Source organism: Occallatibacter riparius, from assembly GCF_025264625.1.
GTDB classification, from domain to species: domain Bacteria; phylum Acidobacteriota; class Terriglobia; order Terriglobales; family Acidobacteriaceae; genus Telmatobacter; species Telmatobacter riparius.
In genome coordinates, this window is the sequence record NZ_CP093313.1 from 2,160,849 (window position 1) to 2,186,514 (window position 25,666).

Genomic DNA, 25,666 nt, shown 5'->3' on the forward strand with positions numbered 1-25,666 from the left:
CTGAGCTTTCATCGACACTGGAGTGGCCGCTTGCAATCCGCCGCGTTTACCTTCGCCATTTTCGAATTTGTACTGCTGATTTTTTCGCTGAGCTTCCATGAGTGTGCGCATGCGTGGATGGCTTCGCGTCTGGGGGATCAGACGGCCAGGCTGCAGGGGCGGCTGACGCTGAATCCCATGAGCCATATCGATCCCATTGGCACGCTGGTGTTTCCGGGGCTCGCGATTTTTGGGCCGTTTCTTGGGTTGGGGATGTTCAGCGGCATGCTGATCGGATGGGCCAAGCCTACGCCGGTGATCACGCGCAACTTTGCCAAGATCAAGCGCGACGAAAACCTGGTGACGCTGGCAGGGCCGGTGTCGAATCTGATCCTGGCTCTGGCGGCGACGCTGGTGCTGCTGGTGCTGGTGCATGCGGTTCCGGGGAGCGAGACGAGCCCGAGCGGGCGCTACGTCGTGATGGCCACGTTTCAGGGCCATCTTCTTGAGGGCGTGAACTCGAGTGTGCAGGCGCTGGCGCTGCTGGGAGTGGCGGCGATCGAGATCAACCTGTCGCTGTTCATCTTCAACCTGCTGCCGGTTCCGCCGCTGGATGGCAGCCACCTGATGCGCAACGTGCTGCCGTATGGGGCGGTGCAGGCGTATGACCGGATTCCGTTCTGGGTGAGCTGGGTGTTGATGATCTTGGTGGGCGGCACAATTATCAGGTTCTTCGTGGGGCCGGCGCTGGGCGTGATCTTTGTGATTCTGTCGCGGATGTAGGCACCTGCGGTGCGGCTGACTGCGCCTTCGGCGCCATCCGTGGCTGGTCATTGACGGAGGAGCGAAGACAAGCGCGATGTGGCAACTAGCCTCCCTCCCCGGTCCCCAAGTGCGACGGACCGGGGGCACCCGCACCGGTACAATAAGCGGAGCCGATCCCCGCGATATTTAGCGTTTGACGGCTGTAATCTTCTGCTTCATTTCGAGAAACGACAGGCACAATGGCAGACTCCGCAGCACAGAATTCTCGTCCGCGCGTTTTGAGCGGAATGCGTCCTACAGGCAAGCTCCACCTGGGCAACTATATGGGGGCGCTGCATAACTGGGTGAACCTGCAGAACGACTATGAATGCTATTTCTTCGTGGCCGACCTGCACGCATTGACGACGGACTACGCCGATCCTTCGAACATCCTGCCGAATACGCGCGAAGTGATGCTGGACTACCTGGCCGCGGGGCTCGATCCGGCCAAGTCGGTGCTGTTTGTGCAGAGCCAGGTGAAGCAGCATTTCGAGCTGCCGCTGTATCTGGGAATGATTACGCCGGTGGGCTGGCTGGAGCGCGTGCCCAGCTACAAGGACATGCAGGAGAATCTGGCGGAGAAGGACCTGTCGATGTACGGGTTTCTCGGGTATCCGGTGCTGATGGCGTCGGACATTCTGCTGTATCAGCCCAAGTACGTTCCGGTGGGCCAGGATCAGCAGGCGCACGTGGAACTGACGCGCGAGGTGGCGCGGCGGTTCAACAACTTCTACAAGCTAAATGGCGAAGAGGTTCTGCCGGAGCCGGATGTGCTGCTGACGCCGTCGCCGAAGCTGCCGGGGACCGATGGGCGGAAGATGTCGAAGAGCTACGGCAATACGATCCTGCTGAGCGATCCCGAGCCCGAGGTGCGCAAGAAGCTGAAGACCATGGTTACGGACCCGGCGCGGGTGCGGCGGACGGATCCGGGCGATCCGGACAAGTGCCCGGTGGGCGATCTGCACAAGGTGTTTTCGTCGCACGACACGCTGGAAAAGGTGTATGCAGGGTGCCGCACGGCGGGCATCGGGTGCATCGAATGCAAGGGCTGGGCGGCGGATGCGCTGGTGCAGATTCTGAATCCGATCCAGGAGCGGCGGGCAAAGTACAGCGACGCCGATGTGGACGATGTTCTGAAGGACGGTGCAGCGCGCGCGGAGGCGCGGGCTGAGCAGACGATGGCGGAAGTGCGCGCGGCGATGAAGCTGGCTTAGAGACAGGGAGTAGGCAGTAGGGAATAGGGAATAGAAGAACAGGGACAGGGATAAAGGAGTAGTTTGAAGCAGTGATGGATCAGTCGCCGAACCAAGTTGTTGATGCCGAGGGGAACGAGGGCAGTCCTGAAATGTCGGTGCGTCGTCCTGAAGGTGCCCCTTCGCCAGTGGGCGATCCGCCGGTGAAGGAACCGCCCGCGCCGCTACCTGATCCCGACCCCGCACCCACGCCGGATACGCCTGATCCCGAGCCGGATCGCGATCCCCGTCCGGGGCCGCCGGCGGGGCCTGATCCTGATCCCGCGGAACCGCCGAAGATTGAGCCTCCGAGTAGTCCCGACGTGGCGCCAATCAAAGCTGAGGCAAACGCCGCGCCGGAGCTGGTGTTGACGCATCCGCCGACGCCGGCACCGAAGAAGGTTGCTGAGAAGCCTGCGCCGAAGACAAAGAAGGCGGATGACGAGCATTTTTCGCCCTTCGACGTGATGGTCGGGAAGGTGTACGACGGACCGCTGGACCTGCTGCTGGACCTGATTCGCAAGCAGGACATCGACATCTACGACATCCCGATCGCGAAGATTACGGCGCAGTTCCTGGCGTATGTGAATCAGCTCAAGGCGTCGGATGTGGATGTGGCGGGCGAGTTTATCTATACGGCGTCGCTGCTGATCCACATCAAGAGCAAGATGCTGCTGCCGCGGGAGAAGACAGGGCCCGAGGATGTGGCGGAGGATCCGCGGCGGGAGCTGGTGGAGCGGCTGCTGGAGCACGAGCGGTTCAAGAACGCGGCACAGATGCTGCAGCAGAAGCAGATGCTGGAGTCGGCGACGTGGACCAATCCGGGAATCCGGGAGTTCAAGCACGATGCCGCGGCTGAGCCTGAGATAGCGGCCGATACGACGGACCTGGTGCGGATCTTCCGCGATATTTTGGAGCGTGCGCGCAAGCGTCCTGTTTTCAATGTGCAGGATGACTCCGTGACAGTGGGGCAGATGATCCAGTTCCTGGGACGGCGGCTGACGATGGAAGACAAGCCGGTGTCGCTGCGGAAGCTGCTGGCTCATTCCAAATCAGAGCGGGCGCTGGTGGCTATGTTCCTGGCACTGCTGGAGTTGGTGCGCCTGCAGGCGATTCTGCTGCGGCAGGACCGGGCGTTCAGCGAGATCTTCATCAAGAAGAACACGGAGTTCGACGCGGTGGTGACCGAGGGGTTGTCGGTGCGGGACGACTGGAAGTGAGGTTATAACCTACGTTATAATCACCTCCCAGGAGGTTACTCCATGCCCACCACGACGAAGGTGATCACCGTTGGGAATTCCGCCGGAATCATCGTTCCCAAAGAGATGCTGTCGCGGCTTCGGATCGAGAAAGGCGACACCGTGTATCTCAGCGAAACTCCTGGGGGACTGCAGATTTCTCCCTACGACGAAGAGTTCGCAACCAAAATGGCGGCAGCCGATCGTGTGATCCGCCGGTATCGCGACACGTTGAAGAAGCTGGCGGAGTAAGTGGGTGAAAGAGCCCCTGTGGATCCGCGAAATTGAAGCCTTGGCAATGCACGACCAACAGCTATCACTGTTCGGAGGACCCGAAGGGGTTCGCGATTATGGCCTGCTCGAATCGGCGCTCGCCCGGCCTAAAAACGTTTGGGCGTATGCAGAGAACCGGCCAAGCCTGAGCCGCTTAGCGGCCGCTTATGCCTTCGGAATCTCCTCGAATCACCCATTTGTGGATGGGAACAAGAGGACGGCGCTGGTTGTCTCATTCGCATTCCTTGACGTGAACGGGCGCGAGGTAATTGCCACCCAGGAGGAGGCGTTTCTGACCCTTCTGGGCCTTGCCGCAGGCGAGATAACCGAGGAGCAGCTTACGGATTGGTTTGAGCGCAATACTGCGCCGCGGTAAGAGGCGAAGGGCTGTCGAAGGCACTCTGCTCGAACTACGGTAACACCCGTCCGGTTTGCGGCGAGGCTTCCCGGACCGACCCTATCCCATGTAAAATGAGTTATGCGGATTCCGAATGAGCGGAATCCTTGAGCAGACAACCGCGCATCGTATCGGTTGTTGGAACTTTATGGACGCCTCATTATCTGGCCCTCGCCTATCTCCCAGCTGTTCTTCTGATCTTCATTTCCATTTCAATTTCATTCAGTTTTCGCACGCTGACTGCGCGCGTCCTCGTACGTTCGGAGCGCTCTAATGGCCGACTTCGTAACGATCGCTCCACCTCTGCGTTCACAGTCTGCTCTGCTTGAAGAGAAGCTCAAGCGCGGACCGAGCCGCGTTGGAATTGCGGCGTTTGGTGTAGCGCTTCTCGCGGGGCTGATCTATATTGCGGTGCACGTTTCACGCGATCTGGATGCGGTGAAGACGGTCAGTTCATGGCCTTACATGCTGCTTGGCCTGGCGTTGCTGATCGCGCTGGGATTCGAGTTTGTGAATGGATTCCACGACACGGCGAACGCTGTGGCGACGGTGATTTACACGAACTCGCTCGAGCCGAGCGTGGCGGTTGTGTGGTCGGGTTTGTGTAACCTGGCGGGCGTGCTGTTTTCGAGCGGTGCAGTGGCGTTTGCGATCATCACGCTGCTGCCGGTGGATCTGATTCTGCAGGTCAGCTCGGGCGCGGGTTTCGCCATGGTTTTTGCGCTGCTGGTGGCGGCGATGCTGTGGAACCTGGGCACGTGGTGGATGGGACTGCCGGCGTCGAGTTCGCACACCATGGTGGGTTCGATTATTGGCGTGGGCCTGGCGAACCAGTTGCTGAATCCTGCCAGTGGGACATCGGGTGTTGACTGGGAGCAGGCGAAGAAGGTCTTGGAGTCGCTCCTTATCTCACCGGTGGTTGGGTTCACGCTTGCTGCGCTGTTGCTGCTCGTCTCGAAGTGGCTGCTGAAGGATCCGGCGCTCTATGAAGCGCCAAAGAACAATGAGCCGCCGCCGTTCCCGGTGCGTGCGCTGCTGGTGCTCACCTGCACAGGGGTCAGCTTTTCGCATGGGCAGAACGACGGGCAAAAGGGCATGGGGCTGATCATGCTGATCCTGATCGGAACGGTGCCGACGGCCTACGCGTTGAATCATGCTGTCAGCACCGCGGAGATTCAGGACTTCATTGCTGCATCGGAGCGGGCGACGCACATTCTGGACCAGCATATCGATCCGGCAGCGCCGGTGGTCGTGAATCCGCGCGGAGTTGTTACGGATTACATTCGCAGCAAGCAGCTTCAGCCGGCGACGCTGCCCGCGCTGCGGTCGCTGGTGGATGACCTGAATCGCGAAGTGGGCCATTATCGCGAATACACGGCCGTCCCGGCGCAGGATCAGGCGAATGTCCGCAACGACATGTATGTGACCAGCGAGGCGCTGCGTCTGATACAGAAGTCGAAGGGAACGACGTTCAGCAACGATGAATGGGCAGGTCTGAACAACTACAAGAGCAAGGTCGACAAGGCCACCAAGTACATTCCGGATTGGGTGAAGGTGGCTGTGGCCCTCGCGCTCGGGTTGGGAACCATGGTGGGCTGGAAGCGCATCGTGGTCACGGTGGGCGAGAGGATCGGCAAGGAGCATTTGAGCTACGCGCAGGGGGCCAGCGCTGAGCTGGTGGCGGCGGGCACAATCATTGCCGCGACCAGCTTCGGGCTACCGGTGAGTACCACGCATATTCTTGCAAGCGGCGTTGCAGGTACGATGGCGGCGAATGGGAGCGGACTGCGGTTCAAGACGATTCGCAACATCGCGGCCGGGTGGGTTTTCACGCTGCCGGCGGCCGCGCTGTTATCGGGGCTACTGTATTGGGGTTTCCGGCACCTGACGTAACGGCTGGGGAACGTATTCGCAAGGGCTGGCTTCATGCCAGCCCTTGTTGTTTTTGGAGCGGGTCAGGGGCGGAGGTCGCCCTGGGTGCGGTGAGCGTCGATGGTGGGGGCGGGGATGGTGGGTTCTGTGGCGGCGTCCTTTTTGGAGCGGCGCCAGACGTTGCCTACGGCGAGGGTCCAGAGGGGGACCATGTCGACGCCGGGGATAAGCTTGGCGGCGGCAGAGGGCAGGAATTCCCAGTGCCAGCCGAGGAGAAACGTGAGGATACCGGCCATGGCAAGGTCGACGAGGTCGTCGGCGGGCGAGGCGGCGCCTTCTATGAAGAGGGGGAAGCCGATCATCTGCAGGACGTCGGCCAGAATGGCGAGGCCGAGGGCGATGCGGATGCGCGGGCCTTCGGCAAGGGCCAGTTTCTTTTGGTTGACTTCGTTTAGCTCGACGGGAAGTTTCATGGGTATGCCCTGCCTCTTCCTGATGAGATGGTAGATCAGGCGGCCCGGATGGAACAGACATCGGGTATTAGGGATTAGGGCTTAGACGGACAGGGCTAGTTCGGCTGCGGGGTCGATCACCAGGCGCGGGCCGGGGGCCGATGCGGTCGCGGGGGCGGGCATGGCGATGACCGGCTTGGGGCGTGCAGAGGGGACAGCAGAGCTGTTTCCCTGGCCGAGCAGCATTTCCTGCACGCGGTCCTGCGAGAAGTGCCATTTTTCGGGCAGCATTTCGACGACGCGCTGGCCGTTGGCGGCAGTCCACTCGTACATTTCGAGGAGGGTGCAGCGGCCGGTGCGGGCAACGACCTCGCGCATATTTGCGGCGATTTCTTCGGGCGAGGCAAGGTAGACGCGGGGGAGCTCGTGAATGGCGGCGCCTTCAAACTGGACCAAACAGACTACGGTGCGGGAGCCGTAGCCGGCGCGCCACATGTCGATGGCGCTGAGGCAGTCGATGCGCATGCCGTTGGTTTCAGCCACGCGGCGGACGAATCCGTTGGTGAGGGCCCATTCGCCGTTGTCGCTGGCCTTTACGGAAACTTTGAGGAGATTGCCGGCCTTGGTGACGACGAGGTCGTACCAGGGCTTGTCGCGGCCGGCCTGAACCAGGACGTCAAAGCCGCAGCGGGCGAACTGGGCGGCGGCGATGCCTTCGGCGCCTACGGACATGGGCCAGGAGGCGGGCTTGCTTATGGGGGAGGAGAAGACGGCCATTACAAGGCTCCTTCGGGTGCGGCGAAAGCCTGTCGCCGCGAAATCGTATGCCCGCCCAAGGATGGAACTTCCCCGCGCTACTCGGATGAGGAATAGCCCACGGGCCCGGAACTGCGGACGCCCCTGAATAGTCGCTGGTTGTGTGCGATGAAGAGCTACCGCAGGTCCCCGCGCCGGAGTGTTCAGGTGGATCAGTTATCGGCTGATTTCCACAGCTTGTAAGTGATATGCGTCACGGGGCTCGTGAATTGCTCGCTATGTGTTTTGTTTCGGGAAGGAAGAGGTGGATTCCCGAGTCGGAAAAGGATCAGGGGCAGTCGGGGTGGGGGAGAGAACGGGCCGTCTTTTCCACGCCCGGCCCGGCGGGCCAATCCTGAGTCACTTCCGTTAACATACGAAAGGACCCGCAGAATGAGCCTGAAAGCCAAGCTGGAAGCCGTCATCTACGCTGCCGAAGAGCCTGTAACTCTCGCGCAGCTCGCCCAGATTTTTGCTGCCGATGCCCTGGAGTGGCAGGCTGCGCAAGCCGCCGCCGCCGCCGAGGCGAACGCCGAGGTAGTGGGCGAGGCTGCGGAGGAGGCTCCTCCGCTGCTTGGCGAAGGGCTGGAGATGCTTCCGGTGGCCGATACGGCTGCGATGGCCGCGCAGGCCAGCGTGGAGGCGGCGAATGCCGCGTTGACGAATACCGCAGCGGATGAGGACGGAGCGGAGTCTGCGGCAACGGTTGCTGAGGGGGTTGAGGGCGCGACGGAGCAGGGGCCTACGGAAGCTTCGCCCGCGGAAGGGGCAGCTACAGAAGGGGCAACGCTGGATGCGGCGGGTCAGGTTGATGAGCCGGCTAACCTCGAGCCCGTGGATGCGGAGGCCGAGGCGCGCCGGCTGGCGCGGCAGCGCGATCGCGAGATCAAGGCGATTCTCAAGCAGATTCTGGACGAGATCATTGCGACATCGGAGAGCGATGAGCGCGGCATCGAGATTCGTGAGATTGCCGGCGGGTATCGCATGGCGACGAAGCCCGAGTGCCATGACGCGGTGCGGCTGTTCGTGAAGAGCCTGAAGCCGCCGTTGAAGTTGTCGTTGCCGGCGCTGGAGACGCTGGCTGTAGTTGCTTACAAGCAGCCGGTGACGGCGCCCGAAGTGAGCGAGATCCGTGGCGTGGAGTCGGGCGGCGTGCTGGGTTCGCTGCTGGCGAGGAAGCTGATCGCGACTGCGGGACGCAAGCAGGTGATTGGCCGGCCGATTTTGTATAAGACGACGAAGGAATTTCTGCTGCGCTTCGGGTTGAAGGATCTGGCCGAGCTGCCGTCGATGGAAGAGTTCGAGAAGATGGCGGCGGCCGAAATCGAGGAGATGGAGCCCGAAGCGGTGGCTGCGGATGCTGCGCAGGCGGCGCTCGAAGAAGCCGAAGCCGCGGAACCGGGTGCTGAGCCGACGCCGGAAGCGGGCGAGGAACTGGGTACTCAACGAGTTGAAGCTCCCGCTGGGCTCGAAGAGAATTCGCCCAGCGGTATTGAATTGGCCGGATCCACGGAAGCCGCAGAGGCTGCCGAGGATCAGGATGTAAGGGCCTCTGAAGAATCTTTGGAGAGCTTGACCGACGCGACGTCAGCCGAGCCTTCCACACCATCCAACGAGCCAGATGCCGAAGTAGTGGAAGCGTCTGGAGCTCCGCCCGCCGCGCCGGAGACTGATGCTCCGGCAGAAAATGAGGCCCATCCCCATGCCGAGGAAGTCGAAGAAGAACACGGAGTCTGAACTTTTTGAGACGCAGGCGAACGAGACAGAGCCTGCGCAATCGGCGCAAGAAGGCGCTGTTCCTGAAGCAGAATCTGATCTGCCTGTAAAAAAGACCGCGCGCAAGAAGCGTGCCGCTAAAGCTGCGCCTGCAGAGGCGGTCACTGTGATCCAGGAGGCCGATGCCGTGGCTCCCGAGGTGGAAGCGAAGGCACAGGCCGAGGATACCTTCGACGCAGCGTTCGAGGCTAACGACGCGACGGAGCGGAGCACGCCGGAAGCCGTTGCGCAGCCCGCTGCAAAAGCGGAAAAGCCGAAGAAGGCAAAGCGGGCGAAGAAGGCAAAGGCGGAAGAAGCCGAGGTTGAAGCCGTCGAGGCGCAAGCGTCAATTGAGACGCCGGAGCCCGAGCCGCAGGCCGATGGAACTCCGGATGAGCTCGATGCAGATGAAGAGGACGAGCTTGAGGGCGACTGGGAATCTGGTGCCGACGATGAAGACGAAGACGAGGACGAGGATGAGCAGGAGAAGCTGCCTTTGCCTCCGGCTCGGCTGGAGCGGTTGCAGAAGATTCTTGCTGCCGCCGGAGTCGCAAGTAGACGCCACGCCGAGGAGTTGATCAGCGAGGGACGCGTTCAGGTGAACGGCAAGGTGGTAACCGAGCTGGGCACCAAGGCCGATGCGGCTCGGGACCACATTCGGGTGGACGGCAAGCTGCTGCACGGGGCGGAGCGGCTGCGGTATTTCGTGCTGAACAAGCCGCGCGGCTACGTGACTACGGTGAGCGACCCCGAGGGGCGCCCGACGGTGATGGAGTTCTTCGCCAAGACAGGCGAGCGCGTGTACCCGGTGGGACGACTCGACTACCTGAGCGAAGGTCTGCTGCTGATGACCAACGACGGCGACCTGGCGAACAAGTTAACGAAGGCAGCGTCGGGCGTGGAGAAGACGTATCTGGTGAAGGTGAGCGGCGAGCCGGATGAAGAGATGATCGACAGCCTCCGCGAGGGGGTAAGCATCGATCGTGGAAAGCCAGGCGAGGGACGGGTGCGGACTGCGCCGGCGCGGATCCAGAAGGTGCGGCAGGGCGACAACCCATGGTTTGAGGTGACGCTGATTGAAGGCCGCAACCGCGAACTGAGGAAGATGTTCGAAGAGATTGGGCACCACGTGGAGAAGATCCGGCGCGTGGGCTACGGGCCGCTGGTGCTTGATGTAGAGCCGGGGCAGTCACGAGAGCTCGATGACCAGGAGTTGCACCTGCTGCAGCTGGCAGCGGCGGGCAAATGGAAGCCGAGGCGCGTGAAGGGTGCGGCCATGCTGCCGAAGGAGGCAGGCCGCAGCGTGGATCACGAGGCCGGGAAGCGCGGGGGAAGACCTTTCCGGGATAAGCGCAGGCCTGACTCGCGACCGGGTACGCGTTCGGATTCGCGGCCGGGCCGTGGATTCCAGGAACGCGGTGGCCGTTCCAGCGAAAGGCCTGCCTACGGGCGCGGCCCGGAGAGAGGCCAGGGAACAGGGTTCGGTGGTCAGGACCGCGGCGGGGCGCGGCGGGAATTTGACCGGCCAAGGCCACCGCGGACGGGTGATTCGCGACCGGGTGGTTTTGGCGGCGGATTTGAAGGCGGCCAAGACAGGGGGCAGGGTTCAGAGACCACGGGTCAGGAGCGGCGGCAAGGCGGCGGCTTCCAAGGCCGAGAGAATAGGCAGGGCTTTGGCGGCCAAGGGCGCGGCCAGAGCCGAGGGGCGGGCTCAGCTCGAACCTCAGAAGGCCGCGGATTTGGGCGCGGACCTTCCCGCGGACCTGGGCGCGATCAGGAACGAGGCGAGCGGCCAGCGCGTCCGCAGGGGCAGCGGTTCGGCGGAGATCGTCCATTCCGGGCCAAGCCGGAGTTTCAGGGTGAACGACCGCGGCGCGGACCAAGTTCGGGAGGTGGCTTTCAGGCGAGGCCACCCCGTGCGGGCTCCCAGGAGAGGCCAGCGCGTTCAGGGTTCCAGGAGCGGCCTCCGCGTCCGGGATTCCAAGATCGGCCAGCGCGGCCCGGAAAGCTGCATATCGAGGAAGAAGGTGCCGGCCGCGGCGAGGGACGGACTCAGGGCCGAATTGATCGGGGGACTGATCGCGGAACGGATCGCGCTTCGAGGGGTGAATTCCGGCCGGAGCGTCCTGAAACTGGGACGAGAGGTCGTGAGGGGCGTGGTGGGTTTGGGAACCGTCCGCCGCGGCCTGCTGGTGGCGGCTTCCGGCAGGACCGGGGAGGCGACCAGCGCCGCGGGGAGTTTCGAGGGCTTGGCCAGCAGCGGGAAGATCGGCGGCCACCCAGGGCCGAGGGTGGCGGAGGCAGGCCGGAGGGCAGACCTGGGGCCAGACCAGGCTCTAGACCGGCATCGGGACCGAAAGCTGGAGGGCGGCCTGGGGGCCGCCCTGAAGGGCGTGGCGGCTTCGATCGGGGCAAGGGTGACCAGGCCGGGGGCCGTCCCCGGTTCGGCGGTGGTGGGCGCGGGGGCTCGGGATCCGGGCCACGTCAAGGAAATCGCCCGGGCGGCCGCGGTGGCGCGGGAAGCGGGGGCGCCAGAGGCGGCGGTTCTGGACGCCCTCCGAGGCGTCCTCGGTAGGCCAGCAGGACCTGCTCGCGATCTCATTGGGGCCGGGCAGGTCCTCACGTTTTTAGGGCAATTTGACCCTGTAACCGGCGTTCTGGAACCCCTGTGATTACGCGCGTGAAAGCGTTTTCAAATTTTGGGACAGTTTTTTGAACGTCAGGCATCCACCCATCTGTAGCATGCCTCGTACCAGCCAAGAAGTGCTATATTCGGGGGCTGTTGAGTGCGGGTGCTGATGATTGGCGCGACGGGCCGTTTTGCAGGCCTGCTTGTGCCGGAACTGATCAAACGCGGCGTTTGGATTCGCGCGCTAGTGCGGAGCCGGGAGGCGGAGCGGGCGGCGCGAGATCGCGGCGTCGATGAGACCGTTCTCGGCGATCTGGAAGACGCGCGCGGGCTGATCTCCGCTGCGGTGGGCGCCGACGGAGTGTTTCACATCGGCCCAGCGTTTCATCCCCGCGAGTCGGCCATGGGCGTGACCATGGTGAACGCTGCAAAGGCTGCCGGCGTACGTAAGTTCGTCTACTCCGGTGTGATTCATCCGTCACTCTCCAAGCTGACAAACCATGCGGCCAAGCGCCCGGTGGAGGAGGCCCTGTACGAGTCGGGCATGACATTCACGATCCTGCAGCCGGCGAGCTTTATGCAAAATATCGAGATTGAGTGGCCGCGCATAGTCGAGACGGGCCTCTATGCCCTGCCCTACTCGCAGCGCGCGAAGGTCGCCTATGTCGACTATCGCGATGTGGCGGAGGCGGCAGCGCTGGCATTCGTTACGGAGCGACTGGACAATGGCGCATTCGAGCTGAGCGCGCCGGGAATGTATAGCCGGATCCAGGTGGCGGGCATGATCAGCGAGGCGCTGGGACGGCGGATCGAGGCTGCGCGGATCGACTTTGACGAGTGGGCGGATGGAGCAGGCCTGCCGGAGGGACCACAGCGGCGCGGGATGCAACGGCTCTATGCCAATTACGATCAGTACGGCTTCCACGGTGGGAATGGAATCGCTTTGCGGTCGGCGCTGGGGCGCGAGCCGCGGGGCTTGCGGCAGTATTTTCGCGAGCTGGCTTCAAGCGCGCTGAAAGCAGCGTAGAAGCGGGGACAAGAGGGACAAGGGACAGGAGGGACGAAGGGCTTGCTACTCTTGGCCATGTGTGCGCATCCTTAACAGCATGAGTATTGAGAAGGCGACGTTTGGGGCGGGGTGTTTCTGGGGTGTGGAGGCGAAGTTCGCGGCCATGCCGGGAGTGACGGCGACCGCCGTGGGCTATGAGGGCGGCAAGCTCGACAATCCCAGCTACAAGGATGTGTGCACCGATCAGACGGGGCACGCGGAGGTTGTGGAACTGGACTTCGACAACGAGAAGATCAGCTTTGAGCAGCTTCTGGATGCTTTCTTCGAGCTGCACGATCCAACCACGATGAATCGGCAGGGGCCTGACTGGGGAACGCAGTACCGGTCGGCGGTGTTCTTCCACTCGCCGGAGCAGGAACAGCAGGCCAAGGCGAAGATTGAGCAGCTTGCCGACGAGTACAAGCCGAAGCGGATTGTGACGCAGGTGGTGCCGGCGGAGACGTTCTGGAGAGCCGAGGAGTATCACCAGCGGTATCTGGAAAAGCGCGGGTTGGCTAGCTGCCATATTTAAGGCGTTCACAGTTCGCAGTTCATAGTTTCTAGTCGTCAGTGGCTGAGCGGCCGATGCCGCGCTATCGAAGGGCTGGTCGCGCGGTCGGCGCCGGGGGGTCAGGGGCGGAGACGGTGACGCCGGTGAGTTCGCCTGCTACGTGGATAGGCTGCTCGGCGGTGCCGTAGCTGCGCAGGAGCTTGGGTTCGGTGTGGGTGGGCGGCCACGCGTCGGGCCCTTCCGCAACCTCGACGTAGTTGTTGTCGACGCCGTCAGCGCGGAGGATGTAATCGCCCTCCGGGACAAAAGCGAAAGTAAAGGTGTTGTCGTCCTTGGAGACGGTGGTGTGTCCGGCCTCGGAGCGGTCGTCTGCGTAGAGGATAGAGAGCTTGCCTCCGTTGAGGATGTGGCCATCGTGAGCGGCGACGAGGCTGCCGCGAATGGTGTGCAGCCTGGTGAGCGGAATCTGAATGTCCTGCCCGCCGACTTCTTCGCCCGGGCCGACCTTTATGGGGGTGCCGTCTTTGCGGCGCGAGCTGCCATTGCCGTAGAAGGACAGCGAGTAGATGGGCCAGGTGCCGACGCTGGTGCCGTTATGCTCGTCGACCTTGTAGTGCATGCCTTGGAGGCTGAGCGAGGCCTCGAGCAGATATTCGCCGGCGGGCAATCCACTGATGCGGTAGCGGCCCTGGTCGTCTGTTCCTGAGGCGTAGGACTGGCTGGCGACGGGGCTGCTGGGGAGTGCCGTCCAGCTATCTTTTGCGTGGACGAGAATGGAAACGTGAACGCCGACGGCGGGGCTGCCATCGTCGTAGAGGATAGCGCCGCTGACGGCAGCGCCGCGCTCAATGCTGACATTGACCGAGACCGGGAGATTGGACTGGACGACGATACGCGGAGCCGTCATGACGGGCTTCTTTGGCTTCGCCGGGTCCGACGTGGGTTGGCCGGCGGGCGGGACATAGACGGAGGTCAGCGGGGAGACGTAGCCCTGCTGCGTGGCGATGACGTAGTAGGTGCCGGGTTCGACATGGGCGATAGTGAAGCTGCCATCGAGCAGGGTCTGGGCCATCTCGCCGCGGGAGGAAATGTGCTGGTCTTCGCCGGGGCGGATGGCGTCGATCTGGTCGGCGGGTTGCAGAATGACGCTGGCCTTGCGCGCCGGGGAGTTGGTGTCCGCGCAGTAGACGTGGCCTGAGACCGTAGTGGTGGCGGGGCGCGCTGCCCGTTTCTGCTGGCAAAACGAGGCGGGGACCAGAATGCAGAGGACGAGCAGGATAGGCGCGGATTTCATGGATGACAGGGTGCTTCCGGCTGAAATGGATTTCCGTGATGGCCGATACAGGGCAGTTCGCAGTTCTCAGTTCTCAGTAAGGCCAGATAACCCAGAACTTTGAACTGTGAAACTGTAAACTGGAACCTGGTATGCCGCACGCTTTGGCACAGGCCGTGGAGCTGGTAACCACGGTGCTGACCGTGGCGGGGATGGGCTATTTCTTCGCAGCCTTGCTGGCTGCGTTCGTTTTTTTGGGGAAGAGACGGGCGGCGGAGGGCTTCGCGCCGGGAGTGACGATTCTGAAGTCGTTGAAGGGGCTGGATCCGGCGATGCTGGACGCGTTCCGCAGCCACTGCCGGCAGGATTATGCGGGCGAGTACGAGCTGTTATTCGGGGTTTCGTCGGCGGAGGATCCGGCGGCTGCGGCGGTCGCGGAGCTGCAGAAGGAGTTTCCGGAGCGGGCGATCCGGCTGGTTGTCTGCCCGGAGCGGCTGGGCACCAACGGCAAGGTCAGCACGCTGGCGCAGCTGATTCCACATGCGCGGTTTGAGTATCTGCTCATCAATGACTCGGACATTACGGTGTCGGCTCGGTATTTGTCGCGCGTGATGGGGAAGTTCCAGGGACAAGGGACAAGCGACAAGGGACAGAAGCCGGTGGGGCTGGTGACCGCTTTGTATCGCGGGCGGCCGCATGGGTCGCTGTGGTCAAAGCTGGAGGCGCTGGGGATTGCTACGGACTTCCAGCCGAGCGTGCTGCTGGCAAGGTGGATCGAAGGCGGGCTGCGCTATGGGCTGGGTTCGACGCTGGCGGTGAGCCGCGAGGCGCTGGCGGCGATTGGCGGCATTGAGACGCTGGTGGATCACCTCGCCGATGACTACGAGCTGGGAGCGCGGATTTACAAGGCCGGCTACGCGATTGCCTTGAGCCGCGAAGTGGTGGAGACGAGTGTTCCGGACTACAACCGGCGCGGGTTTTTCGATCACCAGATGCGGTGGTATCGCACGGTGCGGGACGCGCGGCCGGGCGGCTACGTGGGGCTGGTGTTCACGCTGGGGCTGGGATGGGCACTGCTGAATGTGGTGGCCAGTGGGGCGAGCCTGCTGAGCGTTTGGCTGCTGGCGATGAGCTTCTTTCTGCGGCTGGCGCTTGCCATGGCGGTGGCGGCGAATGTGCTGGGTGACCACTATGTTTTGCCGAACCTGTGGCTGCTGCCGCTGCGCGACGTGATCGCGATGGGCACGTGGGTGGCGGGCTTTGCAGGCAATACGATTGTGTGGCGTGGCGAGCGGTTTGAAGTGAAGGACGGCAAGCTGAGCGCTGCGGATCGGTCTTGACGAGCGCTCCAGAAGAAGAGCAAGATAAGCCGCCCGCTGCGCTACCTGAAGCGTCTTCAACGTCGTCTGGAAGAGGCCTGAAGACCATCCCTCGGGGCTGAAGAGGCCGACTCACCACAAACCCGACTTTGTCATCAATTTGAAGGGCGGATTTCCGGTGTCCGGAAACGCGCCCTTTCTCGTTCCGCCGCAACCGCCAGCTCACCGATACACTGAGGCCCGGTGGTGCTTGTGGTGCACATACCGGCCGATCATCCATCCCACGGCCGAACCCACCACCACATCCGACGGGAAGTGGTTGCGGCTGGCTACCCGCGTCAGGCTCACGCCGGTGGCCAGGGAGTAAGCCGCCAACTGTGTGGCCCACCCGTTGTACTCCGACGCAATCACCGTGGCCGCTGACCAGGCAATGGTGGAGTGGTTCGACGCAAACGAGGAGTCGAAGTTCACGTTGGGCTGGAAGAATTCGCCCTTGGCATCATTGATCGTGGGGCGTTCGCGCCGCGAGATGATCTTGATCACTTCGTTCACGGCGACGCTGTCGAGCATCGCCTCGGCGCTCAGCACGCCTGTCTCCTTGGCGTGCTCGTCAGCCTTCAAAGCCCCGATTCCGTAGTAGGCTATCGGCGCTGCGAGAAACATACCGGTCAACCCGGTGGACGCCTGATCGGCGGTATGGTTCATCGAGGCGTCGTGCAGATGCTCCGACATCACCTGGTGGTCGGTCGTGATCAGCAGGGTAGTCGCTCCCACCAGGACGACCGCCCCCAGCGCGCGCTTCTCGTTCAGGTGAATCGGGCTCGTCCAGATGGCGCCCTGGTCGCGCAGGAAGTTCATCGGCAGATTGCGCAGCGTCCCAGCCTCATCGTCAGTCACTGCCGTGGGAGCGTTCGGCAGCGTCGCCGTCGCTTGGGACCATCCGGCGGTCAGGGCAGAGAACACCAGAACAACAAATATAGATATCTTGCGAGTCATGAAGTCATTGTCCGTTACCCGGATGGCGACGGACAAGGATGAACGAAACTTCATGGGGCCATAGCAACCGCTGCTGCCATGGTCCAGCAAATCAGCGGACGCCATTTACCGCGTCGTAAACAGCGCATCGAAGAGCCGCCCGAGCAGCCGCCGGATGCCTTTCTGCGAAAGCATTTGCGGCTCAAAGTGGCTCTCCAGAATCAGTCCTGACATGATCGGCCCCAGCGCGGTCAGCGCCAGTTCATTGTCGGCTCTCTCCTCGCGGCTGAGCTTGCCGAACATCTGCTCGTAGTTCCACTCTTCCTGGGGCGGCTTTGACATCTCGAACGCCCGGCGCAGCCGCTCCTTCGATTCTGGATGCCGCAGCGCGTACAGCTTGAACTCGAGCGTAAGAATTGGCCATGTCTTGTCGTGATCGAGGTCCACATAGAACTGGCGAAACGCTCCGAGACGCTCCTTCTGCGTAGTGCAACTGTGGAGGCTGGTCATCAGCCGGTCCACATAGAAGCGCGTCCGATGCTCGAATAGAGCCAGAAAAAGATCTTCCTTGCTCTTGAAGTGCGTATAGACCGCGCCCTTGCTGCGGCCGGCGCGCGCCGCGATCTCGTCAAGCTGAGCGGCCTCGTAGCCATCGCGCACAAAAATCTCGTCCGCCGCGTCCAGAAGCCGCTTCTGCGTCTCCTGAGTCCGAAGCTGTTGTTTGCTCAGCGCTTGCATCATGACTTGTCCCCATTAAACCATCCAGCGCCAAACTTGCACTTGACAACTAACTGACTGGTCGGTATGTCTTCAGGATGCCACAATCCCCAACAAAAAAACTCGAAGTCATCTCCACCCCAAAAAAGGAAGAAAACAGCGCGCATCCCTGGACCGGATAGAGCGTCACTGATGCCGGCCCATGGTGCGATGGCCGAGTTCCAGCAGATCGTGGATGCTAAGGCCAACGTGCTGGCCCTACATCCGCGCATTCTTCGTCCTCGGTGTTATCGTTGCGCTGCTGGTTCCGCTGCCGTTTTCGATGAAGCGGCCTTCCCGCGAAGACCCGGTGGCTTCCCACGGTATGCATTGATTCGTAAAGCAGCACGCCAATTCCCCACAGGAGCGATTAATGACGTTCAGATCTCGCAGCGCTCGCGCGACCCTCCCCGCGGCCCTCGCCTGTTTCTTCGTAAGCTCTAGCCTGGCTCAACAGAAACCGTCAGTCCCCCTCGATCCTGCAAAGATGCGGAAGATTGCCACCGTCGATCCGCGCTTCCTCTCCTACAACGTCGAGATGGTCGAGGTCACCGGCGGCCGCTTCTGGAAGCCCTACAAGTCTGCCGCTGAGAGCTCATCGAGCCCCACTGCGACAGGCCAGGCGAACCAGCCGCCCGGCATGAGCGCCGATCTCTACCAGTACCGACCCCCCATCGATCTCGCCAATCCACGTCTTCGCAAGCTGGCCATGGGCCTCAGCCCCGCGTATGTGCGCGTGAGCGGCACCTGGCAGAACAGCACGTATTTCCAGAACGACGACAATCCGCCTCTGAAGGAAGCGCCCAAGGGTTTCAAGGGAGTGCTCACGCGCGCCGAATGGAAGGGTGTAGTCGATTTCGCGCAGGCCGTCGACGACAAAATCGTCACATCATTTCCCATGAGCGCCGGCACCCGCGATGCAGATGGCGTATGGACACCCGCGCAGGCAAAGACCTTTCTCGACTACACGAAGGCCATCGGAGGCAGCATCGCCGCCACCGAATTCATGAATGAGCCCACCTTCCCCGGCCCCGGCGGCGCGCCCGCCAACTACGACGCCGCTGCCTATGCGCGCGACGCGAAAGTCTTTGCGGGGTTCCTTCGCAGCCAGTCGCCAAAGACGGTCTTTCTCGGTCCCGGCGGCGTAGGCGAAGGCGTCTCCATGATGCCGGGCAGCGCCATCAAAATGAAGCTGCTCGCCTCTGAAGATCTGCTGAAGGCCAGCGGCCCTATCTACGACGCATTCTCGTATCACTTCTACGGCGGAGTCTCAAAGCGCTGCACCGGCAATGTGACGGTCGCGCAGGCGCTTACTCCTGAATGGCTCGACCGCACCGAACAGGCTTACGCGTTTTACGCCGGTCTCCGCGACAAGTACACGCCTGGCAAGCCAATGTGGCTCACCGAAACCGCCGAAGCCGCATGCGGCGGCGATCAGTTTGCCGGCGAGTTCGCCGATACGTTCCGCTTCCTAAATCAACTGGGAACGTTGGCGCAGAAGGGCGTGCAAGTCGTCATGCACAACACGCTCGCAGCCAGCGACTATGGCCTGCTCGACGAGAGTACCCTGGCTCCGCGCCCCGACTACTGGGCTGCCTTCCTCTGGAAGCGACTGATGGGCGATGTCGTCCTCGATCCCGCAATCAAGGACAACGAGAATCTTCGCGTGTACGCCCACTGCACTCCTCATAAGAGCGGCGTGACGCTTCTGATTTTGAATACCGATCGCGAGCACGAGCAGAACCTCACGCTGGACCAGGCCGGAGAGCGCCTGACCCTGACCGCTCCGGACCTCACGAGCACGAAGACCATGCTCAATGGAACAGAGCTCGCTGTTCAGCCCGACGGATCACTGCCGAACCTTCACGGCGAGAAGCTCCCCGCCGGTCCCATCGCTCTACCACCCGCCAGCGCGACGTTCGTAACGATCAACGGAGCGCGCAACGAGAGCTGCCGATAGGATGGCCAACCAGACTTATTACGAACTCACGCCCAGATCCGGCGCAGCCTCCAGCGGCTTGCCGGCTTCTTCGGCCAGATAGATGGCTGTGTAATCGAGGTAGTTCTGCGCGTACATCAGGATCAGCTTGCGATCCTCCTCGCCCAGGTCGCGGCGCATTTTGCCCGGCACCCCCGCCCACAGCGTACGCGGCGGCACAACCGTGTGCTCAGGCAAAACGGCGCCTGCCGCGATGATCGAGCCTTCCCCAATCCGACAGTTGTTCAGGATCGTCACGCCCATTCCGATCAGGCAAGCATCTTCAACGACGCACCCGTGGACCGTCGCGTTATGGCCAACGGTTACCCAGTCGCCGACGGTGACTGGATACAAGTAGCGCTGGCCGTGAAGAACAGAGCAATCTTGTACGTTCGAGTTCGCGCCAATACGGATCGAGTTCACGTCCCCGCGCAGCACCGCATTCATCCATACCGAAGAGTTTTCGCCCAACGTGACGTCACCCAGCACCTGGGCCGACAGATCGATGTAGCAGCCGGCCGCAATGCGGGGCGAAATGCCCCGATAGCTGCGAATCATGGCGGGACCTCCAACTTCAGAGTGTAGAGCAAAGCGTGACGCGCATGAATCTCGTCCGTTATGACTCTTTTACGTGCGATCGCCTAGGACTTTCCCCAGTATCCAATCGGTAGCGACTTCGACTATGCTCCAAGCACAACATCTTTGCCACCATCGGTTTGGCGGTTCCAGGTTGGCGGCTGAAAATCCGGTACGGAGCAGGGGACCCTCCGACCTGCCGGTCTCGGATGCCGCAGGAATGACTAATCGCCGTATTTCCAGTATCCTAGGTAGAGCCCTTTGGCAGGTTTGGAGGTGGGAAACTTTGGCAGAGGTTCGCGTACAGGAAGGCGAGCCGCTCGAAAATGCGCTGCGCCGGTTTAAGCGCAAGGTCCAGCAGGAGGACATCATCAAGGAAGTTAAGCGTCACTCCTACTACCTCAAGCCCGGCGAAAAGCGCCGCGTCAAGGCTGCCTTGGCGCGCAAGCGGAATCGTAAGAAGGCTCGTAAAGAGCAGGATTAATTAAGGTTCCGGGCGAAAAATGGCAACTGCTGGTTTTCGCCCGGAATATTCCACCCACGTTCTACAAAATCGGCATATCATCATCCCCTCGCGCAACCGCGGATAGAATCTCAAGCGCGAAAGGGTCAACTTAAAAGATCTACTCCTCGCCGGCATGGGTCGGCGTAATTAACTTGGAACGGTCTCCCGGGCGGAGACACCCAAATTCGCCGCCATATGCTTTTGCGGCCCGGGCCCTGGTTATGGAAAGACGAACGAGAACAGGGAAACGGGGAGCCGGCGTGCAGAGTCTCAGGCCGATTTCTATCTTTCCCTCTCGGGGAAGCCGGCCATGGAATTTCAGGATCGTATCCTCAAGTGCGTAGACTGCGGTGAAGAGTTCGTCTTCACTGCCGGTGAGCAGCTTTTCTTCCACGATAAACAGTTTAAAAACGACCCTAAGCGCTGCAAGCAATGCAAGGCTAAGCGTGCAAATGGGGGTCCGCGCGTTCGTACTGAGACGCGTACCCACTGCTCGGCCTGTGGCGAGGAGACAACTGTCCCCTTCCGCCCCACGCAGGGCAGGCCAGTTCTGTGCCGTTCCTGTTTTCAAAAGGCACAGACAGGGCAGTTGCCGCACGCAGCTCCCTCTGCGCAGCACTAAGGCACGCAGAATCAATTGAGTAGTTGAAAGGCGCTCCTCAGCGGGAACGTCGAAGGGCGCGGTGTGCAATGTCACGCCGATAGTACATTCCCTCGAACCGGATCTCGCCTAGAGCCTGGTACGCACTCGCCAGCGCCTGCTCCAGTCCCTCGCCGACAGCTGTCACGCCCAGTACGCGTCCGCCGCTGGTGACCACCTGCCCGTCCTTCACGGCCGTGCCCGAGTGGAACACCTGCACGCCCGGAATACGCGCAGCCGCCTCCAGGCCTGTGATCGTGAAGCCGGTTTTGTACGCCCCAGGGTATCCTCCGGAACTGGCGATAACGCACGCCGAGGCGCCCGCCGACCAGCGTAGCTCCGTATCCGAGAGCCGGCCCTCAACGCAGGCCTCCAGCGCCTCCACCAGGTCGCTTTCCAACCGCATCAGGATCGCCTGCGTCTCCGGATCGCCAAAGCGCGCATTGAACTCCAGCACCTGCGGCCCCTTCGCTGTCATCATCAGCCCCACGTAAAGAACGCCGACAAACGGCGTGTCCTCGGCGGCCATTCCCTGAATGGTCGGCTGCGCGATGTGGTGCAGAATCCACTCCTGCATCGCCGGCTCAAGCAGTTTGTCGGTGGAGAAGACCCCCATCCCTCCGGTATTCGGCCCCGTATCGCCCTCGCCAATGCGCTTGTGATCCTGCGCCGGAACCAGCGGCGCAACGTGCTGGCCGTCGCTCAGACACAGGAAACTGACCTCATCTCCCTGCAGGAACTCCTCGATTACAACCTGCTGCTCGTGCGTGCCCAGCAGGGCGCCGGAAAAGAGATTGTTGGCCGCTTCCAGCGCCGCCGCGCGCGTCTCGCAGATAAGCACGCCCTTCCCCGCGGCCAGTCCATCGGCCTTCACCACTACCGGCGGGTGGAACATCTCGATAGCCTTCTCCAACTCAGCCGGGCTGGTGCACACGGCATAATGCGCCGTCGGAATCTGGTGCCGCTGCAGAAATCGCTTGGCGAATCCCTTGCTGGTCTCCAGCATGGCGGCCTCGCGGCTCGGCCCGAACACCCGGAACCCGCGCGCCTGAAGTGTATCGACAATTCCGAGCGAGAGCGGCAGCTCCGGACCCACAACGGTGAGGCCCGGCTGCTCCGCTTCAACCACCGCGACCATCGACTCCACGCTGTTCAAATCGGCGGGAATGCAGCGCGCGATCTGCGCCATGCCGCCGTTGCCGGGAGCGCAAACCACTTCTGTAACACGCTGACTGCGCGACACCGCCCACGCCAGAGCGTGCTCGCGACCGCCGGAACCAAGGATCAGGACTTTCATGGGTGCTTACCTTCTCTCAAACTCATCCTCAAATCAACCGAGGCCCGAAAAGTAATGGTCGCGCGTCAGGGGAGGGGGAAGTCAAACGGCAAGCAGCGAACGGGGAATCGTAGCTCGCGAACTTATACTGATCCGGAGCTTCCGGATTGAGCCATGGTTCAGACCCGCATCAAGCCGCATGATCAGCAGGTCGCCGAGCGGGAGCGGCGCGCCGAGCAGACGCGCGTCTTCCGCCGCAATCAGATGTTCGGACTCCTGATCATCGCGGCCGCAATCTTCACGTACTGGCTCATTCGCACCAAGCCCGGCTGGATCCTGCCCGCCGGATGGTGGCGGTTCTAAGCATGCGCAATCAGGACCATAGCGCGAGCGGTGAAATCGCTCCGAAGAACACCGGCCGTGTGAAAGGGCACGACTTTAGTCGTGCCGATGCGCTGCTTAAAATGAATGGGGCTTTAGCCCCTGAGGGAAGTTCCTCAACCTCGACAGCTCACGATCATCCTGCAGCCCATTCAGGACTCTCAAAAATTCCGAAGCCCGTCCATGCCCGCCCCTCGCCTCTCGTCCTCATCCTTCTCGGCCCCACCGGCAGCGGCAAAACCGCCCTGTCTCTCGAACTGGCCGATCGCTTCGCCGGCGAAATCGTCAGTTGCGATTCCGTCGCCGTCTATCGCGGCATGGACCTTGGGTCCGCCAAGCCCTCGCCCGAAGAACGCTCCCGCGCGCCGCATCACCTCATCGACGTCGCCGATCCCGATGAGCCGATGACCGCCGGCGCCTACAGCCGCGCCGCCCGCGCCGCCCTCGCTGACATCACCGCGCGCGCCCATCTCCCCATCGTCACCGGTGGCACCGGCCTCTATCTTCGCGCGCTCACCGAAGGCCTCTTCGCTGGCCCGCAGCGCGACGAGGATCTCCGCAAACGCCTGCGCGCCAGCGCGACAAAACACGGCAGTTCCTGGCTCCATCGCATCCTCACGCGCCTCGACCCTTCCACCGCAGATCGCATTCACGCCAACGACACACCCAAGCTGATTCGCGCCGTCGAAGTCTGCCTGGCAGGCCGCCGGCCCATGTCGGCAGTGTTCGCGTCTCAAGACGAAGCCCGCGATCCCCTCACCGGCTACCGCCTCCTCCGCATCGGCCTCAATCCCCCACGGCAGGCCCTCTATGAACACCTCAACCGGCGCTGCGCCGAGATGTTCGCCGCTGGCTTGGTGGAAGAAGCCCGCCGTCTCCTCGCCTGCTATGGCCGCGTCAAGGCCCTCGACTCTCTCGGCTACCGGCAAGCGCTCAGCGTCATCGACGGCGAAGCTGATCTCCCCGCCGCCGTCGCCGCAGCCCAGCAGGGCCATCGAAACTACGCAAAGCGCCAGCTCACTTGGTTCCGCCGTGAGCCCGACGTGCACTGGATCGAAGCCTTCGGCGACGATCCAGCCACGCTTGCTACCGTCAAGCAGATAGTAGAAGCATCGCAGTGCGGCCCAACACCGTGATCCCTGCATCGGCAGCCTGGCCAGGCCCATCTTTTAAACTGAACCGTGGCAAAGGCGCATGCTGCCTCAACCAGCGCGCGCGGAACGGAGCAAGTCTTGGCTGAAGATACCGGCATCATTTACGACGTGGCAATCATCGGCAGCGGTCCGGCAGGATACACGGCAGCCATCCGCGGTGGGCAATACGGGCTGAAGGTCGCGCTCATCGAAGCGGACCCGAGTCTGGGCGGAACCTGCCTGCACGTGGGCTGCATTCCCACCAAGGCCCTGCTCTTCAACGCCGAAATCTGGGACTACCTCAAAGAGGCCGCCGAGTACGGCATCACCGGCATCGGCACCCCGCAGCTTGACTGGGCCGCGGTGCAGACGCGCAAGAGCAGCATCGTCACCAAGCACACCAAGGGCCTCGACTTCCTGATGAAGAAGAACAAGGTCACGGTGGTGCGCGGATACGGCCGGCTCACCGGCCCCGCCGTTGATGGCGTCCACACCGTCGATCTCGAAGCGTCCGATGGCGCAAAACAGCAGCTCAAAGCAAAGAACATCCTGCTCGCGACCGGCTCCGAAGCGCGTATGCTGTTCGGCCTCAAGCCCGACGACCGCATCCTCACCAACATCGAAATGCTCTCCGTCGCACAGCCGCCCAAGTCGCTCATCGTCATTGGTGCGGGCGCCGTAGGCGTCGAGTTCAGCTCCATCTTCCGCAGCTTCGGCACCGAGGTCACCATCGTCGAATTCCTGCCGCGCCTCGTTCCTGTCGAAGACGAGGACATCTCCAAAGAGCTCACCCGCCAGTTCAAGAAGCGCAACATCGACGTCAACACCGCCAGCACCGTGCAGTCGATTGAGAAGACCGACGCCGGCGTGAAGGTTACCTGGACAACCGCCAACGGCCAGACCCGCGACAAGGAAGCCGAAAAGGTCCTCGTCGCCGTAGGCCGCGCCCCGCGCACCGCCAATGTCGGTATTGAGAAGACCAAAATCGAGCTCGACCGCGGCTTCGTCAAAGTCGACGAGACTCAGCAGACCGCCGAGCCCGGCATCTACGCCATCGGCGACATCGTCGCCGGCCTCCCGCAGCTCGCCCACGTGGGCGCCATGAGCGGGATTGTGGCAATGGCCAAAATCGCCGGCCGCAAATTCCGCCCCGTCCGCCGCGACCGCATCCCGGGATGCACCTACACTGATCCGCAGATCGGTTCAGCAGGCCTTACGGAAGCACAGGCGAAGGAAAAGGGCTACGAGGTCAAGATCGGCAAGTTCCCGTTTGCCGGCAACTCCAAAGCCACCATCGTCGACAGCCACGATGGATTCGTCAAGATCGTCGCGGATGCGAAGTATGGCGAACTGCTGGGCGTGCACATCATCGGCCCGCAGGCCACGGAACTCATTGCGGAAGCTATCGCTGTAATGGAGCTGGAAGGGACGGTGGATGAGCTGATGTTCACCATCCACGCACACCCCACGCTCAGCGAGGCGATGCTCGATGCCTACGCGGCCGTGGAGGGGATGGCCATCAACGCGTAGCGCTGGAGACCTGGCGGGCTCCGGCCACTAGCCCTACAGATCAGTGCTGAACGTGTTCGCCAGATTCAGGTACGCGCCGGAAATGCTGACGGCGACATTCCGCTCCGCAGCAACGACGGCGGTCGAAAGCAGAGCGACGATCAACGCGTATTCGACCAGGTCCTGGCCGCTTTGGTCCAGAAACCGGTCTTTCAGGTGCGCAAGCAACAGTCGGAGTGAGGAAACCATCGGCAAATATCTCCGTTCGAGCAGTTGAACCCCCCCATTCCGCTGTGTTTGCGACAACTCCGCCAGGAAAGACACCGCAGCCTGAAACAGGGGTAAAGGCGTATTCTTGCC

27 protein-coding genes are annotated in these 25,666 nt (G+C 62.3%); 18 read left to right on the plus strand and 9 right to left on the minus strand.

Annotated elements, in window-relative coordinates; translation table 11 throughout:
- The first annotated feature begins 30 nt into the window (after positions 1-30).
- The 6 genes from MOP44_RS08525 (at position 31) to MOP44_RS08550 (ending at position 5,816) form a co-directional block, all read left to right on the plus strand.
- On the plus strand, positions 31-762 hold the full coding sequence (locus tag MOP44_RS08525; protein WP_260795606.1) for a site-2 protease family protein: 732 nt from the start codon (positions 31-33) through the stop codon (positions 760-762).
- A 221-nt stretch (positions 763-983) separates the two neighbouring features.
- The gene (trpS, locus tag MOP44_RS08530; protein WP_260795607.1) at positions 984-1,997 is read left to right on the plus strand and encodes a tryptophan--tRNA ligase; all 1,014 of its coding nucleotides are present in this window, start codon (positions 984-986) and stop codon (positions 1,995-1,997) included.
- A 74-nt stretch (positions 1,998-2,071) separates the two neighbouring features.
- Positions 2,072-3,235, plus strand: coding sequence for a segregation and condensation protein A (locus MOP44_RS08535; protein WP_313901056.1), 1,164 nt, complete (start codon positions 2,072-2,074; stop codon positions 3,233-3,235).
- A 42-nt stretch (positions 3,236-3,277) separates the two neighbouring features.
- Complete coding sequence (locus MOP44_RS08540; RefSeq protein ID WP_260795608.1) at positions 3,278-3,505, plus strand: AbrB/MazE/SpoVT family DNA-binding domain-containing protein; 228 nt, start codon at positions 3,278-3,280, stop codon at positions 3,503-3,505.
- Positions 3,506-3,509: 4 nt separating this feature from the next.
- Positions 3,510-3,902, plus strand: coding sequence for a type II toxin-antitoxin system death-on-curing family toxin (locus tag MOP44_RS08545; RefSeq protein WP_260795610.1), 393 nt, complete (start codon positions 3,510-3,512; stop codon positions 3,900-3,902).
- Between the two features lie 294 nt (positions 3,903-4,196).
- Entirely contained in the window at positions 4,197-5,816 is a 1,620-nt protein-coding gene (locus MOP44_RS08550) for an inorganic phosphate transporter (protein WP_260795611.1), read from the plus strand.
- Positions 5,817-5,878: 62 nt separating this feature from the next.
- On the opposite strand, the gene MOP44_RS08555 is transcribed toward MOP44_RS08550, so the two are convergent.
- Both MOP44_RS08555 and MOP44_RS08560 read right to left on the minus strand, forming a co-directional pair.
- Complete coding sequence (locus MOP44_RS08555; RefSeq protein ID WP_260795613.1) at positions 5,879-6,268, minus strand: hypothetical protein; 390 nt, start codon at positions 6,266-6,268, stop codon at positions 5,879-5,881.
- Positions 6,269-6,349: 81 nt separating this feature from the next.
- Positions 6,350-7,024, minus strand: coding sequence for a PDDEXK-like family protein (locus MOP44_RS08560; RefSeq protein WP_260795614.1), 675 nt, complete (start codon positions 7,022-7,024; stop codon positions 6,350-6,352).
- A gap of 411 nt (positions 7,025-7,435) precedes the next feature.
- Between MOP44_RS08560 and scpB the strand changes: the two genes are divergently transcribed.
- The 4 genes from scpB to msrA all read left to right on the plus strand — a co-directional run bounded on the left by scpB (position 7,436) and on the right by msrA (position 13,006).
- Positions 7,436-8,779: an SMC-Scp complex subunit ScpB gene (scpB, locus tag MOP44_RS08565; RefSeq protein WP_260795616.1), complete on the plus strand. Its 1,344-nt coding sequence runs from the start codon at positions 7,436-7,438 to the stop codon at positions 8,777-8,779.
- A complete protein-coding gene (locus MOP44_RS08570; protein ID WP_260795618.1) occupies positions 8,745-11,372 on the plus strand; it encodes a pseudouridine synthase in 2,628 nt (875 codons plus the stop codon). Before scpB ends, MOP44_RS08570 begins: the two co-directional genes overlap by 35 nt.
- 211 nt (positions 11,373-11,583) lie before the next feature.
- Entirely contained in the window at positions 11,584-12,453 is an 870-nt protein-coding gene (locus tag MOP44_RS08575) for an SDR family oxidoreductase (protein WP_260795620.1), read from the plus strand.
- Between the two features lie 79 nt (positions 12,454-12,532).
- Positions 12,533-13,006: a peptide-methionine (S)-S-oxide reductase MsrA gene (msrA, locus tag MOP44_RS08580; RefSeq protein WP_260795621.1), complete on the plus strand. Its 474-nt coding sequence runs from the start codon at positions 12,533-12,535 to the stop codon at positions 13,004-13,006.
- A 61-nt stretch (positions 13,007-13,067) separates the two neighbouring features.
- Here the strand turns inward: msrA and MOP44_RS08585 are convergent, their stop codons facing one another.
- Positions 13,068-14,279, minus strand: coding sequence for an MSCRAMM family protein (locus MOP44_RS08585; RefSeq protein ID WP_260795623.1), 1,212 nt, complete (start codon positions 14,277-14,279; stop codon positions 13,068-13,070).
- Between the two features lie 131 nt (positions 14,280-14,410).
- On the opposite strand from MOP44_RS08585, the gene hpnI reads away from it, so the two are divergent.
- Entirely contained in the window at positions 14,411-15,598 is a 1,188-nt protein-coding gene (hpnI, locus tag MOP44_RS08590) for a bacteriohopanetetrol glucosamine biosynthesis glycosyltransferase HpnI (RefSeq protein ID WP_260795624.1), read from the plus strand.
- 201 nt (positions 15,599-15,799) lie between these two features.
- Here the strand turns inward: hpnI and MOP44_RS08595 are convergent, their stop codons facing one another.
- Positions 15,800-16,573 (minus strand): phosphatase PAP2 family protein, encoded by a 774-nt coding sequence (locus tag MOP44_RS08595; protein ID WP_260795626.1) that lies wholly within the window; start codon positions 16,571-16,573, stop codon positions 15,800-15,802.
- A gap of 105 nt (positions 16,574-16,678) precedes the next feature.
- Positions 16,679-17,293, minus strand: a complete 615-nt coding sequence (locus tag MOP44_RS08600; protein ID WP_260795627.1) for a TetR/AcrR family transcriptional regulator — start codon at positions 17,291-17,293, stop codon at positions 16,679-16,681.
- A gap of 211 nt (positions 17,294-17,504) precedes the next feature.
- Here MOP44_RS08600 and MOP44_RS08605 point away from each other — a divergent pair, with 211 nt between their 5' ends.
- Both MOP44_RS08605 and MOP44_RS08610 read left to right on the plus strand, forming a co-directional pair.
- Positions 17,505-17,642, plus strand: a complete 138-nt coding sequence (locus MOP44_RS08605) for a hypothetical protein (RefSeq protein WP_260795628.1) — start codon at positions 17,505-17,507, stop codon at positions 17,640-17,642.
- A 153-nt stretch (positions 17,643-17,795) separates the two neighbouring features.
- A complete protein-coding gene (locus tag MOP44_RS08610) occupies positions 17,796-19,268 on the plus strand; it encodes a hypothetical protein (RefSeq protein WP_260795629.1) in 1,473 nt (490 codons plus the stop codon).
- An 18-nt stretch (positions 19,269-19,286) separates the two neighbouring features.
- Here MOP44_RS08610 and MOP44_RS08615 read toward each other — a convergent pair whose 3' ends face one another.
- Positions 19,287-19,844 carry a gamma carbonic anhydrase family protein gene (locus MOP44_RS08615; protein ID WP_260795630.1) on the minus strand — a complete coding sequence of 186 codons (558 nt, stop codon included), beginning with the start codon at positions 19,842-19,844 and terminating at the stop codon, positions 19,287-19,289.
- A 304-nt stretch (positions 19,845-20,148) separates the two neighbouring features.
- Between MOP44_RS08615 and rpsU the strand changes: the two genes are divergently transcribed.
- Entirely contained in the window at positions 20,149-20,346 is a 198-nt protein-coding gene (gene rpsU, locus MOP44_RS08620) for a 30S ribosomal protein S21 (protein WP_105487551.1), read from the plus strand.
- A 139-nt stretch (positions 20,347-20,485) separates the two neighbouring features.
- On the opposite strand, the gene MOP44_RS08625 is transcribed toward rpsU, so the two are convergent.
- Positions 20,486-20,761: a hypothetical protein gene (locus tag MOP44_RS08625; protein WP_260796730.1), complete on the minus strand. Its 276-nt coding sequence runs from the start codon at positions 20,759-20,761 to the stop codon at positions 20,486-20,488.
- Here MOP44_RS08625 and MOP44_RS08630 point away from each other — a divergent pair.
- Positions 20,678-20,989, plus strand: a complete 312-nt coding sequence (locus tag MOP44_RS08630) for a zinc-ribbon domain containing protein (RefSeq protein WP_260795631.1) — start codon at positions 20,678-20,680, stop codon at positions 20,987-20,989. The genes MOP44_RS08625 and MOP44_RS08630 overlap by 84 nt on opposite strands.
- Positions 20,990-21,026: 37 nt before the next feature.
- Here the strand turns inward: MOP44_RS08630 and purD are convergent, their stop codons facing one another.
- Positions 21,027-22,304 carry a phosphoribosylamine--glycine ligase gene (gene purD, locus MOP44_RS08635; protein WP_260795632.1) on the minus strand — a complete coding sequence of 426 codons (1,278 nt, stop codon included), beginning with the start codon at positions 22,302-22,304 and terminating at the stop codon, positions 21,027-21,029.
- Positions 22,305-22,457: 153 nt separating this feature from the next.
- Here purD and MOP44_RS08640 point away from each other — a divergent pair, with 153 nt between their 5' ends.
- The 3 genes from MOP44_RS08640 to lpdA all read left to right on the plus strand — a co-directional run bounded on the left by MOP44_RS08640 (position 22,458) and on the right by lpdA (position 25,327).
- Positions 22,458-22,646, plus strand: a complete 189-nt coding sequence (locus MOP44_RS08640; RefSeq protein WP_260795633.1) for a hypothetical protein — start codon at positions 22,458-22,460, stop codon at positions 22,644-22,646.
- 2 nt (positions 22,647-22,648) lie between these two features.
- Positions 22,649-23,800 (plus strand): tRNA (adenosine(37)-N6)-dimethylallyltransferase MiaA, encoded by a 1,152-nt coding sequence (gene miaA, locus MOP44_RS08645; protein ID WP_260795634.1) that lies wholly within the window; start codon positions 22,649-22,651, stop codon positions 23,798-23,800.
- Between the two features lie 96 nt (positions 23,801-23,896).
- Positions 23,897-25,327, plus strand: a complete 1,431-nt coding sequence (gene lpdA / locus MOP44_RS08650; protein ID WP_260795636.1) for a dihydrolipoyl dehydrogenase — start codon at positions 23,897-23,899, stop codon at positions 25,325-25,327.
- A 33-nt stretch (positions 25,328-25,360) separates the two neighbouring features.
- Here lpdA and MOP44_RS08655 read toward each other — a convergent pair whose 3' ends face one another.
- Positions 25,361-25,555 carry a Flp family type IVb pilin gene (locus MOP44_RS08655; protein WP_260795637.1) on the minus strand — a complete coding sequence of 65 codons (195 nt, stop codon included), beginning with the start codon at positions 25,553-25,555 and terminating at the stop codon, positions 25,361-25,363.
- Positions 25,556-25,666 lie beyond the last annotated feature (111 nt).

What these genes read in the sequence shown, in the direction of transcription:
- trpS (WP_260795607.1), top strand. Translation starts at nt 984, where the DNA reads ATGGCAGACTCCGCAGCACAGAATTCTCGTCCGCGCGTTTTGAGCGGA.
- MOP44_RS08535 (WP_313901056.1), top strand. Translation starts at nt 2,072, where the DNA reads ATGGATCAGTCGCCGAACCAAGTTGTTGATGCCGAGGGGAACGAGGGC.
- MOP44_RS08540 (WP_260795608.1), top strand. Translation starts at nt 3,278, where the DNA reads ATGCCCACCACGACGAAGGTGATCACCGTTGGGAATTCCGCCGGAATC.
- MOP44_RS08550 (WP_260795611.1), top strand. Translation starts at nt 4,197, where the DNA reads ATGGCCGACTTCGTAACGATCGCTCCACCTCTGCGTTCACAGTCTGCT.
- MOP44_RS08555 (WP_260795613.1), bottom strand. Translation starts at nt 6,268, where the DNA reads ATGAAACTTCCCGTCGAGCTAAACGAAGTCAACCAAAAGAAACTGGCC.
- MOP44_RS08560 (WP_260795614.1), bottom strand. Translation starts at nt 7,024, where the DNA reads ATGGCCGTCTTCTCCTCCCCCATAAGCAAGCCCGCCTCCTGGCCCATG.
- scpB (WP_260795616.1), top strand. Translation starts at nt 7,436, where the DNA reads ATGAGCCTGAAAGCCAAGCTGGAAGCCGTCATCTACGCTGCCGAAGAG.
- MOP44_RS08570 (WP_260795618.1), top strand. Translation starts at nt 8,745, where the DNA reads ATGCCGAGGAAGTCGAAGAAGAACACGGAGTCTGAACTTTTTGAGACG.
- msrA (WP_260795621.1), top strand. Translation starts at nt 12,533, where the DNA reads ATGAGTATTGAGAAGGCGACGTTTGGGGCGGGGTGTTTCTGGGGTGTG.
- MOP44_RS08585 (WP_260795623.1), bottom strand. Translation starts at nt 14,279, where the DNA reads ATGAAATCCGCGCCTATCCTGCTCGTCCTCTGCATTCTGGTCCCCGCC.
- hpnI (WP_260795624.1), top strand. Translation starts at nt 14,411, where the DNA reads ATGCCGCACGCTTTGGCACAGGCCGTGGAGCTGGTAACCACGGTGCTG.
- MOP44_RS08595 (WP_260795626.1), bottom strand. Translation starts at nt 16,573, where the DNA reads ATGACTCGCAAGATATCTATATTTGTTGTTCTGGTGTTCTCTGCCCTG.
- MOP44_RS08600 (WP_260795627.1), bottom strand. Translation starts at nt 17,293, where the DNA reads ATGATGCAAGCGCTGAGCAAACAACAGCTTCGGACTCAGGAGACGCAG.
- MOP44_RS08605 (WP_260795628.1), top strand. Translation starts at nt 17,505, where the DNA reads ATGCTAAGGCCAACGTGCTGGCCCTACATCCGCGCATTCTTCGTCCTC.
- MOP44_RS08610 (WP_260795629.1), top strand. Translation starts at nt 17,796, where the DNA reads ATGCGGAAGATTGCCACCGTCGATCCGCGCTTCCTCTCCTACAACGTC.
- MOP44_RS08615 (WP_260795630.1), bottom strand. Translation starts at nt 19,844, where the DNA reads ATGATTCGCAGCTATCGGGGCATTTCGCCCCGCATTGCGGCCGGCTGC.
- MOP44_RS08630 (WP_260795631.1), top strand. Translation starts at nt 20,678, where the DNA reads ATGGAATTTCAGGATCGTATCCTCAAGTGCGTAGACTGCGGTGAAGAG.
- purD (WP_260795632.1), bottom strand. Translation starts at nt 22,304, where the DNA reads ATGAAAGTCCTGATCCTTGGTTCCGGCGGTCGCGAGCACGCTCTGGCG.
- MOP44_RS08640 (WP_260795633.1), top strand. Translation starts at nt 22,458, where the DNA reads ATGGTTCAGACCCGCATCAAGCCGCATGATCAGCAGGTCGCCGAGCGG.
- miaA (WP_260795634.1), top strand. Translation starts at nt 22,649, where the DNA reads ATGCGCAATCAGGACCATAGCGCGAGCGGTGAAATCGCTCCGAAGAAC.
- MOP44_RS08655 (WP_260795637.1), bottom strand. Translation starts at nt 25,555, where the DNA reads ATGGTTTCCTCACTCCGACTGTTGCTTGCGCACCTGAAAGACCGGTTT.